Consider the following 11,656-nt stretch of genomic DNA (forward strand, 5'->3'; position numbering starts at 1 on the left):
AACCGTGTTTGAACGCATCATTCGCTTTTCCATCGAGCACCGCTGGCTGGTAATGCTGGCGGTACTGGGAATGGCGGCGCTGGGCATCTTCAATTATCAGCGCTTGCCGATCGACGCCGTCCCCGACATCACCAACGTTCAGGTGCAAATCAATACCGCGGCTCCTGGCTACTCGCCGTTGGAGGTCGAGCAGCGGATCACCTATCCGCTGGAGACGGTGATGGCTGGCATTCCGAAGCTGGAACAGACCCGCTCGCTGTCGCGTTATGGGCTCTCCCAGATCACGGTGATCTTCGAGGAAGGAACCGACATCTATTTCGCTCGCCAACTGGTGAACGAGCGTCTACAGGGGGCATCGGATCAATTGCCGGCGGGCATAGCCGCCACTCTTGGACCGATCTCCACCGGGCTTGGCGAGATCTACTTCTGGACGGTGGAGGCCGAGGAGGGAGCGTCCACGGCAGATGGGGCCCCCTACACCTTGACTGATCTGCGCGAGATCCAGGATTGGATCATCAAGCCGCAGTTGCGCAACGTGCCTGGCGTGACAGAGATAAACACGATCGGCGGTTACGAGAAGGAGTATCAGATCGCACCCAACCCGCAGGTGCTGCGCTCCTATGGGCTCACGCTACAGGACTTGCTCACTGCGGTGGAGCGCAACAACCAGAACCTGGGGGCTGGCTACATCGAGCGCAGCGGCGAGCAATACACGATCCGTGCTCCGGGGCAGGTTCGGTCGGCCGAGGAGATCGGCAGCATTCTCATCGCCAATGTGAACGGCACGCCGATCCGCATAAACGACGTGGCCGAGGTCGGCATCGGCAGGGAGCTGCGCACGGGAGCTGCGACCGAGAACGGTCGGGAGGTGGTGCTGGGTACTGCCTTCATGCTCATGGGCGAGAACAGCCGAGCGGTCTCCCAAGCGGTAGATCAGAAGATGAAGGAGATCAACCGCAGCCTCCCTGAGGGGGTGCATGCGGTGACGGTATACGACCGCACGGTGCTGGTGGACAAGGCGATTGCCACGGTGCAGAAGAACCTCATCGAGGGCGCCATCCTGGTGATTGCGGTGCTTTTTCTGTTCCTCGGCAACATCCGCGCCGCCATACTCACCGCGCTGGTTATCCCGCTCGCGATGCTGTTCACCTTCACGGGTATGGTGACGAATGGGGTCAGTGCCAACCTGATGAGCCTGGGGGCGCTGGACTTCGGCATCATCATCGACGGCGCCGTGGTGATCGTAGAGAACTGCGTTCGGCGCCTGGCACACGCCCAGTCTCATCTCGGCCGACCGCTCACCCGTGCCGAGCGGTTGAAAGAGGTGTTCCTCGCTTCCAAAGAAGTGCGTCGGCCGCTCTTGTTTGGCCAGCTGATCATCATGATCGTTTATCTGCCCATCTTCGCCCTCACCGGGGTGGAGGGGAAAATGTTCACCCCCATGGCCTTCACTGTGGTGGCCGCGCTCCTCGGCGCCATGATCCTTTCCATCACCTTCGTGCCGGCGGCGGTGGCCCTTTTCATCGGCAACCGGGTGACCGAGAAGGAAAACGTGCTGATGCGCGGCGCCAGGCGGGCTTACCGACCGGCGCTCGACGCGGTGATGGCTAACAAGCCGGCGGTGCTCACCTTCGCAATGGTCACCGTCGTGCTCGCGGGCTTGATCGGCACCCGTATGGGCAGCGAGTTCGTGCCTAGCCTCAATGAAGGCGACTTTGCCATCCAGGTTCTCCGGGTGCCGGCGACCGGTCTGACGCAGTCGCTGGAGATGCAGCGGCAACTGGAGCGCAAGCTCGTCGAGGAGTTTCCCGAGATCGAGCGCATCTTCACCCGCACCGGTACGGCGGAGGTGGCGTCCGACGCCATGCCACCGAATATTTCCGATGCCTACGTAATGCTCAAGCCGCAGGACCACTGGCCGGATCCGGGCAAGTCGCGCAACCAGCTGTTGCTGGAGGTGCAGGCCTCCGCTGCCGAGCTTCCCGGTAGCAATTACGAATTCTCCCAGCCGATCGAACTGCGGTTCAACGAGCTGATCTCCGGTGTGCGTTCGGACGTGGCGGTGAAGATCTTCGGCGATGACATGGACGTGCTGAACAACACCGCCGTCGAGATCGCCGAGGTCCTGGAGAGCGTGTCCGGAGCCTCGGGCGTACAGGTGGAACAGACCACCGGGCTGCCCATGCTCACGGTGCATATCGACCGTGAGCGGGTCGCCCGCTATGGCCTCAGCGTGAGCGAAGTGCAGGATACGCTAGCAGTAGCCGTTGGCGGCCGCGAGGCTGGGACCCTGTTCCAGGGGGATCGTCGCTTCGACATCGTGGTACGCCTTCCCGAGGTGCTGCGCAGTGACCTGGCGGCCATCGAGCGGCTGCCCATCGCGCTGCCCATGGGCGCAGGGGGCCTGGTGAATTACATTCCACTCGGCGATGTCGCGGAACTGGACATCGCACCGGGGCCGAATCAGATCAGCCGCGAGGAAGGTAAACGGCGTGTCGTGGTGACGGCAAACGTGCAGGGGCGCGACATCGGCTCCTTCGTAGCCGAGGCCGAGCAGCGTATTCGGCAGCAGGTGAAAATTCCCGCCGGCTACTGGACGGATTGGGGCGGCACCTTTGAGCAGCTGGAGTCCGCCACGCAACGGCTGCAAATTGTGGTGCCGGTAGCCTTGCTGCTGGTTTTCGTGCTCCTGTTCATGATGTTCAACAACGCCAAGGACGGCCTTCTGGTCTTCACTGGCATCCCCTTTGCGCTGACCGGCGGCATCGCAGCGTTGTGGTTGCGCGGCATTCCGCTTTCGATTTCCGCGGCGGTGGGCTTTATCGCGCTTTCTGGCGTGGCGGTGCTCAACGGCTTGGTGATGCTTTCCTTCATCCGCAGCCTGCGTGAGCAGGGTTACGGGCTGGATGCGGCGATCTACGAAGGCGCACTGACCCGGCTGAGGCCGGTGTTGATGACCGCGCTGGTGGCGGCCCTGGGTTTCGTGCCGATGGCACTCAACACGGGCACAGGGGCCGAGGTGCAGCGGCCGCTCGCAACAGTGGTGATAGGCGGCATCATTTCTTCGACGCTGCTGACCTTGCTGGTCTTGCCGGTGCTCTATCGACTGGCTCATCAGAGGGGAGCGGCCGCTGAGAATGCCGAGACCAGTCCTGAGGATCACGTTCCGCAGGGCTCCGCGTAACCGTTTGAGCTGCATCATGTTCTCCACGGACCTGGTGCAGCTTACCGCTGGCGTTTCTACATGACTGAATTAGGAGGGATCATATGGGCGGCCATCATGCTCATGGGGCGAGCGCCACGAGCAATATCAAGATCGCTTTTTTTCTAAACCTCAGTTTTACCCTTATCGAGCTTGTTGGCGGTCTTTGGACCAATAGCGTGGCTATCTTGAGTGATGCCGTACATGATCTGGGGGATTCGCTATCCCTTGGGTTGGCGTGGTACTTCGTTCACCTGTCCAAGCAAGGGCCAACGTCCCGAAACACCTACGGGTATCAGCGATACTCGCTGTTGGGTGGCCTGATAACTGCCGTTGTGTTGATGATCGGGTTGGGTTTTATCCTGTGGCATGCAGTCGGTCGCCTGCTATCGCCTGAGGAGGTAAACGCGCCGGGCATGATGGCGCTCGCGGTTGTCGGCATCTTGTTCAACGGTGCGGCTGTTTTGAGGGTCCGTAAGGGAAGCTCTCTTACAGAGCGAATCGTAAGCTGGCATTTGATTGAAGATACGCTTGGCTGGGTTGCGGTGTTGCTGGGAGCTGGAGCGATTGCCATATGGGATCTCCCCATCATAGATCCACTGCTGTCGATCGCTATATCCTGTTTCATCTTGTGGAATGTCGTAAAAAATATGAAGCAGTTTTTCCATATTTTTCTACAGCTATCTCCCCCAAACTTCGATCGGGATTCCTTTGAACAGCATATCCTGTCTCTGCCAAAGGCGGTCTCCCTGCACCATACTCACAGCTGGACGCTGGATGGCGAGAGTCATGTATTGACGACCCATGTCGTCATGGAGAAGGCGGCGAGTCGCGGTGATGTCCTGAAGGTAAAGAACGAGATACAAGAGTTCTCGCGTGCGCAGGGGTTTACCCATGTTACTGCCGATGTGGAGCTCGAAGGTGAGATATGCGTGTCGGGTGATGAGCACGGGCACGGGCACGGACATGGACATGGACATGGACACGATGACACATGTCCGCTTCGATGAGTGGAGAACGCCATCCGGCCTTTCGTCATCGGGCGCAAGTACTGGCTGTTCAGGGACTCATCCGGAGGGGCGACGGCGAAGCCTGTCACTCCCGTGACCAAGCAACGACTGCCCATCCGCCCTCTCTGGCCTGCCATGCGCAGCCTGTCGGCCACGCGGCTGGCGGGTGAAGAGCAGCTGGTCAGGGTTGCATGTGCAGGCCCCTAATGCCCGCCGAAATTCGCCTGGCGTTTTTCCAGGAAGGCACTGACCGCTTCCTGAAAATCCGGGCTGTCCATGCAGCGGGAAAACCCGATCTTCTCCGCTTCGAGCTGATGGTCCAGGTCCCGGGCGAAGGACTGGCGCATCAGCCGCTTGAGCTGGCCCTGGGCCACCGGGGCGGAGCGGCTCAGGCGGCCGACCAGGCATTCGGTGACGCTGGCCAGCTGGCTCGACGGCACCACCTTGTTCACCAGCCCGAGAGTGAGGGCCTGGGTTGCGTCTATGGGTTCGTTGAGCAGGGCGATTTCCAGCGCGGTGCGCAGGCCAACCAGGCGCGGCAGGTGCCAGGAAGCACCGAGGTCGCAGCTGGCGCCGAGCTTGAGGTAGGCGAAGTTGAAGTTGGTGTTGCTGGCGGCGATGACGATGTCGCAGGCCAGGGCGATGCTCATGCCGGCGCCGGCCACCGCGCCCTGCACGCTGGCGACAACGGGCACGTCCAGTTCGCTGAGCAGCAACATGGCCTGGTTCATCGGTTCGATGAGGTCGGGCACCACGCTGTCCGGCGTGTCGCGGAACTGGGCGATGTCGCCGCCGGCCATGAAGCCGCGGCCTTCGCCAGTGAGCACCAGCACGCGGGTCTGGCGGCGGGCGGCTACTTCCTGGCAGGCAGAGAGAAACGCCGCAGCCATCTCGCTGTTGATGGCATTCATGGCCTCGGGGCGGTTGAATCGGATAGTGCTGACCGGGCCTTGATGGTGCAGCAGGATCGGCGAATCGTTCATGGCGATCACTCTTGTTGTGGGCGGTAATGGCACCAGACCTGTTCCATCACGGTCCGGCGCTGGTCGGGGCGGATCGGGTCCCAGGCCGTCAGGTTGACGGCCCGTAGCAGGCAGCGGGGACGGCCGTCCGGGCTGCTGTCGGTCTCGATCAGGTTGAAGCAGGCGGGGTCCTGCTCGAAGGCTTTCAGGCTGTGCAGCCCGCCGCCGACGATGTGGCTGAGGATGACCCGGTTGACCGCATCGTGGGCCACCAGTAGCAGGTCGTTCCAGTCGTCCCGGGCCAGCCACGCCTGCCAGGCAGTGAGTACCCGCTCGGCAAAGGACTGCCAGGACTCGCCGCCGATGAAGGCCGCGCCGGGCTGTTCGGCGCCGTCGTAGGCGTAGGCGATGGCCCGTTCACGCTGTCTTGGGAGGATTTCGCGCAGGCGGCCGGCCCGGATTTCCTTGAAGCGCTCGTCGCTGAGTAGCGGCAGGTCCCGATCGCCAAGCACGGCGCGGGCGGTCTGTTCGGTGCGCGGCAGGCCCGAGCAGAGCGCCCGGTCCAGCGGGACGCCAGCGAGCCAGCGGGCGGTGGCAGCCACCTGTTCGCGCCCGGCCGGGTTGAGCGGCACGTGGCGCGGGTCCAGCGGGCGGCCCTGTTCATCGAAATAGGTCACCGAGGCGTGACGCATCAGGTAGATGCGTCGGCGTGCCGGGCGGTTCATGGCGCCTCGTCCAGCAGCCTGGGGTTGCTCTCGGCAAGCTTTTGCCGGGTGACCCGCTGCAGGTGGGCGAAGATTTCCGCCCGGCGCTCGCCCTGATCGGCTTCTCCGACGCGAATGGACTGGCACAGGGCGCGGTTGGCGGCGAGCAGGCGAGGGCGCAGCTCGGCCCCGCCGTCGCTGCCGTCCTCCACCAGGCCGCCGAGGGCTTCCAGCTCCTGCTGTTCCGGCCGTTCGCCGTTGCGCAGCTGGCGGGCGGCGATGGCCATGGCCCGGGCAATCATCAGGGCATCGGTTTTCTGGCCGCCGGACAGACCGGGCAGGATGCGCTCGCGCAGCAGCGCTTCGGCGGTGGCGAGCAATTGCTCGCCGGTGGGTTGGTCTCGCATCAGGCGGCCTCCGTCATCTGCAGAATGGCCAGTTCCAGCTCTGGCAACAGGTGGCCGGTGAGAGCCAGCAGCAGCGAATCCTCCTCGCCGGAGAGGTGGCGGTCGGCCTGCTGCAGGGCAATCACCGCCCAGCGCAGGTGTGCCAGGACCTCCCAGTAACCCACCTGCTCGCGAGGGATGGGCGTGCCGCTGACGCTTTCGTAGCCGGCGTAGAAATCCGAGCGATGACCGATGCCGCCGGCTTCCAGATTGTCACGGCCGAAGCGCCAGCAGGCGGCACAGAACCAGCCGAGGTCTTCCAGCGGATCGCTCCAGCCGGCGAACTCCCAGTCGAGAATCGCCGTGAGGCCATGGGCATCCACCATGTAGTTGCCGGTGCGGAAATCCCGGTGGCAGAGCACCAGCGGACGGCTTTCCGGCGCGTTCAGTTCGAGCCAGCGCAAGCCCCATTCCAGTACCGGGTGGGCGCCGTCGTGGCCGTCCAGCCAGGCGCGCAGGTCGGCGACCGCGTGCAGTGCCGGCGCTTCGTCATACAGCGGCAGGAATTCCAGCGCCGGATGCGGCGGGCGGATGCGGTGGATCTTCGCCAACTCCTCACCCAGCCGGCGGGCCAGGGCAGGGCGATCCGGCGCGAGGCTCAGGTCCTTGACCAAGAGATGCCCGGCGCCTTGGCCGGCGACCCGGCGCATGACGAACAGCGGGCGGCCGATGGCCTCGCCGGAGGCGTCCAGCCAGAGTGGTTCGGGCACTGTGACGCCGACCTCGAACACGGCCTGCAGCAGGGCGAACTCCTGGGCTCGGCCGTGGCTCACCGCCACGCCGGTAGGCGCATCGGCACGGATAACCAGTTCCAGCAGGCCTTGGTGGGGCCCGTCCTTTACCTGTGCGGTGGCCAGCCAGTTCTGCTGGATGGCCCCGCCGGAGAGCAGCCGGAACTCGGTGAACACCACGCGGTGGGCCTCGGCCCGGCGGGCGACGTAGTGCTCCAGGGCGCTGCGGATCTCTTCGCTCATAGGCTGTACTTCTTGAACACGCGCTTGGCCAGGCTCCAGCGGTGTACTTCCGAGGGGCCGTCATAGATGCGGAAGGCGCGCATGTCGGAGAAGATCCGCGCGACGATGGTTTCCCCGGTGACGCCCTGGCCGCCCAGTACCTGCACGCTGCGATCGGTGACGCGCCAGGCCGCTTCGGAGGCGATGACCTTGGCCATGCTCGATTCGGCGGTGCCCAGCTGGCCCTGGTCCAGCACCCAGGCGGTGTGCCAGATCGCCAGGCGGGCGCTGAGCATGTCCATCTCGTTGTCGGCGAGCATGAAGCCGACGCCTTCGTGACGACCCAGCTCCTTGCCGAAGGCCATGCGCCGGGTGGCGTAGCGGGCGGCGATCTCATGGCAGCGACGGGCCTGGCCGAGCCAGCGCATGCAATGGGTCAGGCGGGCCGGGGAGAGGCGCACCTGGGCGTACTTGAAGCCTTCGCCCAGCTCGCCGAGGATGGCACTGGCCGGCACCCGCAGGTCGTTGAAGTCCACCACGCAGTGGCCGCCCGGAAAGCAACTGTCCAGCGAGTCCATCACCCGCTCGATGTGGATGCCCGGCGCGTTCATGCTGGACAGGAACATGGTGGCCCGGCCGTCTTCGAGCTTGGCCATGATGATCGCCAGGGTGGCGCCCTCGGCCCCGGTGATGAACCACTTGCGGCCGTTGAGGACGAAGTCGTCGCCGTCGCGCACGGCCGTTGTCTGCAGCATCGAGGGGTCGGAGCCGGCGCCGGGGTCGGGCTCGGTCATGCAGAAGCAGGAGCGGATCTCGCCGGCCGCCAGCGGGCGCAGCCAGCGCTCCTTCTGTTCCTCGGTGGCGATGGCTTCGAGCATGTGCATGTTGCCTTCGTCCGGCGCGGCGATGTTCAGTGCCACCGGACCCAGCGGTGAGTAGCCCGCTTCCTCGAAGAACACCGCCTTGCCGCGATGGTCCAGGCCCAGGCCTCCATATTCGGGGGAGATGTGGGCGCTGAGCAGGCCGGCGTTCTTCGCGGCGGCGACCAGTTCGTTGCGCAGCTCCTCGGTCGGGCCGTGGGAGGTGCAGCGCGGATCGTTCTCGCGGGGCATCACATGAGTGGCGATGAAATCGCGGACGCGGCCACGCAGCGTTTCCATTTCCGGTGAAAGGGCGAAATCCATGGGCGGGCTCCTCTGCGATCAGCTGTACGAGTAGAAGCCGCGGCCGCTCTTGCGCCCGAGGTAGCCGGCTTCGACCATCTCCCGCAGCAGCGGGGCAGGGCGGTACTTGGAGTCGTTGAAGCTGGTGTAGAACACCTCCATGACCGCCAGCAGGGTGTCCAGGCCGATCAGGTCGGCCAGCGCCAGCGGACCGATGGGGTGGCTGCAGCCCAGCTTCATCCCGGTGTCGATGTCCTCGGCGCTGGCAAGGCCCTCCTGCAGCACGAACACTGCCTCGTTGATCATCGGCACGAGGATGCGGTTGACCGCGAAACCGGCGCTGTTGCGGGCGCTGATGGCGGTCTTGCCGATGCGCTCGGCAAAGGCAAGGGCGGCGGACTGGGTCTCGTCGCCGGTCTGCAGGCCGCGGATCAGCTCCACCAGTTGCATCATCGGCACCGGGTTGAAGAAGTGCATGCCGATGAAGCGATCCGGCCGGTCGGTGGCCGCCGCGAGTTTGGTGATGGAGATGGAGGAGGTGTTGCTGGCGATCATCGCCTCGGGTTTGAGGACACTGCAGATGTCCGCGAGGACCTTCACCTTCAGATCCTCGGCCTCGGTGGCGGCCTCGATCACCAGGTCGACGTCGGCCATGGCCTGGCGATCGGTGGTCGCGCGCACGCGGCCAAGTACGGCCTGCTTGCCGGCCTCGTCGAGCTTTTCCTTCTTGATCAGGCGGTCCAGGCTGTTGCCCAGAGCGGCCATGCCGCGCTCGGTAGCGGCTTCGGAGATGTCCAGCATCACCACGTCCAGCCCGGCCATGGCGCAGATCTGGGCGATGCCGTTGCCCATGGTGCCCGCGCCGATCACGCCTACAGAATCGATCTGCATTCATTCGTCCTCATGTTGTTGTTCTTGTCGTGCAGCGGTTGTAGCTCCGGGGTCACACTAGTACCGGGGTCAGACCCGCTCGAACACTGCGGCGATGCCCTGGCCGCCGCCGATGCACATGGTCACCAGTGCGTAGCGGCCGCCGGTGCGGTGCAGTTCGTGGATGGCCTTGATGGCGATAATGGTGCCGGTGGCACCGACCGGATGGCCGAGGGAAATGCCCGAGCCGTTGGGGTTGACCTTCGCCGGGTCCAGCCTCAGCACCTGGATCACCGCACAGGCCTGGGCGGCAAAGGCCTCGTTGGCCTCGATCACGTCCATCTGCTCCAGCGACAGCCCCGTGCGTTCCAGCACCTGACGTACCGCTGGCACCGGGCCGATACCCATGTAGGCGGGCTCCACGCCGGCATGGGCATAGCCCACCAGCCGTGCCAGCGGGTTCAGGCCAAGGGCTTCGGCGCGGCCGGCCTCGGCCAGAACCAGCGCGGCGGCGCCGTCATTGAGCCCCGAGGCGTTGCCCACGGTGACGCTGCCGCCGTCCTTCCTGAACACCGGTTTCATCCCGGTGAGCTGGTCGGCGGTTACATCGCCACGCACGTGCTCGTCGGTGTCGAACAGGGTAGTGCCCTTGCGCGTCTTCAGCTCCACCGGAACGATCTGTTCGCGGAAACGGCCCTCGGCGATGGCGTGGGCTGCGCGCTGCTGGCTTTCCAGGGCCAGGGCGTCCTGCTGATCGCGGCTGATCCCGTAGCGCTCGGCAACGTTCTCCGCGGTAATGCCCATGTGGGTGCGTTCCCAGGGGTCGTGGAGAATGCCGTTCATGTAGTCCACGGCCTGGGCATCGCCGAGGCGGGCGCCCCAGCGCATGCCGGGCAGAATGAAGGGGCCGCGGCTCATGCTTTCCGCGCCGGCGCCAATGGCGATATCCGCGTCGCCCAGCAGGATGCTCTGGGCGGCCGAGACGATGGCCTGCAGCCCGGAACCGCAGAGGCGGTTGACGTTGAATGCCGGGGTTTCCTTCGGCATCCCGGCGTCCATGCTGGCGACGCGGCTGAGGTAGGCATCGCGCGGCTCGGTGGGCACCACGTTGCCCATAACCAGGTGGCCGACCTGGTCTGGCGCTACACCGGAGCGATCAAGCGCCGCTTTCACAGCGGTGGTTGCGAGAGTGGACAGGGGGGCGTCTTTCAGTGCGCCGCCAAAGGAGCCGATGGCGGTCCGGGCTGCACCGACGACAAGAATTTCGCGCTTCGCCATGTCTTGTACCTGAGCTTGTTGTTGTATTTCAGGCGAAGCCGTTACGGAGCTGGTGGCTCGCAGGGCTTCGGTAGCGTCTGTCTCTGAGTAAAAAACAAATCTGACGGTTTGTAAACAAGAGACTGCTGTCGTGAACTTGGAGCAGCATTTCGTCCCGCCTCGGGCACGCTTTGCGGCACTTACATGTTGGGGTAGTTCGGCCCGCCCGAACCTTCCGGCGCCACCCAGGTGATGTTCTGCGCCGGGTCCTCGATGTCGCAGGTCTTGCAGTGCACGCAGTTCTGCGCATTGATTTGAAAGCGCGGATTGCCGTCGTTGCCGTCGACGACCTCGTAGACGCCCGCGGGGCAGTAACGCTGGGCCGGTTCGGCGTACTTCGGCAGGTTCTGGCTTAGGGGAATGCCCGGGTCGGCCAGCTTCAGGTGCACCGGCTGGTCTTCCTCGTGGTTGGTGTTGGACAGGAACACCGAGGACAGCTTGTCGAAGCTGATAACCCCGTCGGGTTTCGGGTAGTCGATTTTCTTCGACTCGGCCGCGGTCTTCAGCTGGGCATGGTCCGGGCGGGTGTCGCGAAGGGTGAAGGGCATCTTGCCGCCGAGCAGGTTCTTTTGGCGATGGCCCGGGCGCCGTAGGAAACGCGCTTGCCGCCTTCGAGGTATTGCCTGGCCGGGTCGATGTTCCACAGCTCCTTGATGCCAAGGGCATAGTGCTGCGGATCGACCCCTGCGCTGAGTTGGAACCGCTCGATCAGTGCCTTCTCGTTGTGCATGGTGTTCGGTACCACGCAGACGCTGATTTCCTGGCCGGCGTCGGCAGCCTTCTGCTTCAGGCGGCACGCGGCGGAAAGGCCGGCCGGGCCCGCGCCGACGATGACCACGTCGAACTCCATGGATTCGCGTTCCACAGTCCTCTCTCCTGAGCTCTCTATTCGCAGGCATTGCAAGGCGGCCGGTAGACCGCCCGCAGCTCTAGCCTGCCATGTTCAACAGGATACCCGCTGCCACCGCCGAGCCGATCACACCGGCCACGTTGGGCCCCATGGCATGCATCAGCAGGAAGTTCTGCGGG

11 protein-coding genes and 2 pseudogenes are annotated in these 11,656 nt (G+C 64.5%); 3 read left to right on the plus strand and 10 right to left on the minus strand.

Annotation, left to right across the window (positions count from 1 at the left end; genetic code table 11):
* Positions 1-4 precede the first annotated feature (4 nt).
* The 3 genes and pseudogenes from ACFOMF_RS13715 to ACFOMF_RS18410 form a co-directional block, all read left to right on the plus strand.
* Entirely contained in the window at positions 5-3,184 is a 3,180-nt protein-coding gene (locus tag ACFOMF_RS13715; protein WP_386365751.1) for an efflux RND transporter permease subunit, read from the plus strand.
* Between the two features lie 83 nt (positions 3,185-3,267).
* Complete coding sequence (locus ACFOMF_RS13720; protein WP_386365753.1) at positions 3,268-4,212, plus strand: cation diffusion facilitator family transporter; 945 nt, start codon at positions 3,268-3,270, stop codon at positions 4,210-4,212.
* A gap of 3 nt (positions 4,213-4,215) precedes the next feature.
* A pseudogene (locus tag ACFOMF_RS18410) lies at positions 4,216-4,290 on the plus strand (IS66 family transposase); the annotation flags it as partial.
* A gap of 125 nt (positions 4,291-4,415) precedes the next feature.
* Here the strand turns inward: ACFOMF_RS18410 and ACFOMF_RS13725 are convergent.
* The 10 genes and pseudogenes from ACFOMF_RS13725 to ACFOMF_RS13765 all read right to left on the minus strand — a co-directional run.
* On the minus strand, positions 4,416-5,195 hold the full coding sequence (locus ACFOMF_RS13725; protein ID WP_386365755.1) for an enoyl-CoA hydratase/isomerase family protein: 780 nt from the start codon (positions 5,193-5,195) through the stop codon (positions 4,416-4,418).
* 5 nt (positions 5,196-5,200) lie between these two features.
* Positions 5,201-5,899: a histidine phosphatase family protein gene (locus tag ACFOMF_RS13730; protein WP_386365757.1), complete on the minus strand. Its 699-nt coding sequence runs from the start codon at positions 5,897-5,899 to the stop codon at positions 5,201-5,203.
* The gene (locus tag ACFOMF_RS13735; RefSeq protein WP_386365759.1) at positions 5,896-6,285 is read right to left on the minus strand and encodes a DUF6285 domain-containing protein; all 390 of its coding nucleotides are present in this window, start codon (positions 6,283-6,285) and stop codon (positions 5,896-5,898) included. The genes ACFOMF_RS13730 and ACFOMF_RS13735 overlap by 4 nt, the downstream gene beginning before the upstream one ends.
* Positions 6,285-7,298, minus strand: a complete 1,014-nt coding sequence (locus ACFOMF_RS13740) for a phosphotransferase family protein (protein WP_386365761.1) — start codon at positions 7,296-7,298, stop codon at positions 6,285-6,287. The genes ACFOMF_RS13735 and ACFOMF_RS13740 overlap by 1 nt, the downstream gene beginning before the upstream one ends.
* A complete protein-coding gene (locus ACFOMF_RS13745; protein WP_386365763.1) occupies positions 7,295-8,461 on the minus strand; it encodes an acyl-CoA dehydrogenase family protein in 1,167 nt (388 codons plus the stop codon). The genes ACFOMF_RS13740 and ACFOMF_RS13745 overlap by 4 nt, the downstream gene beginning before the upstream one ends.
* 18 nt (positions 8,462-8,479) lie before the next feature.
* Positions 8,480-9,331, minus strand: coding sequence for a 3-hydroxybutyryl-CoA dehydrogenase (locus ACFOMF_RS13750; RefSeq protein WP_386365765.1), 852 nt, complete (start codon positions 9,329-9,331; stop codon positions 8,480-8,482).
* Positions 9,332-9,400: 69 nt separating this feature from the next.
* Entirely contained in the window at positions 9,401-10,588 is a 1,188-nt protein-coding gene (locus ACFOMF_RS13755; RefSeq protein ID WP_386365767.1) for an acetyl-CoA C-acyltransferase family protein, read from the minus strand.
* A gap of 179 nt (positions 10,589-10,767) precedes the next feature.
* Positions 10,768-11,196 (minus strand): annotated as a pseudogene (locus ACFOMF_RS18415) (4Fe-4S dicluster domain-containing protein); the annotation flags it as partial.
* Complete coding sequence (locus tag ACFOMF_RS18420) at positions 11,130-11,492, minus strand: FAD-dependent oxidoreductase (RefSeq protein ID WP_449342988.1); 363 nt, start codon at positions 11,490-11,492, stop codon at positions 11,130-11,132. The gene ACFOMF_RS18420 and the pseudogene ACFOMF_RS18415, both read right to left, overlap by 67 nt.
* A gap of 64 nt (positions 11,493-11,556) precedes the next feature.
* A partial coding sequence (locus tag ACFOMF_RS13765) for a sodium ion-translocating decarboxylase subunit beta (RefSeq protein WP_386365851.1) occupies positions 11,557-11,656 on the minus strand: 100 nt, incomplete at its 5' end.

It is taken from the genome of Stutzerimonas tarimensis (genome assembly GCF_042648805.1).
Lineage (GTDB): Bacteria > Pseudomonadota > Gammaproteobacteria > Pseudomonadales > Pseudomonadaceae > Azomonas > Azomonas tarimensis.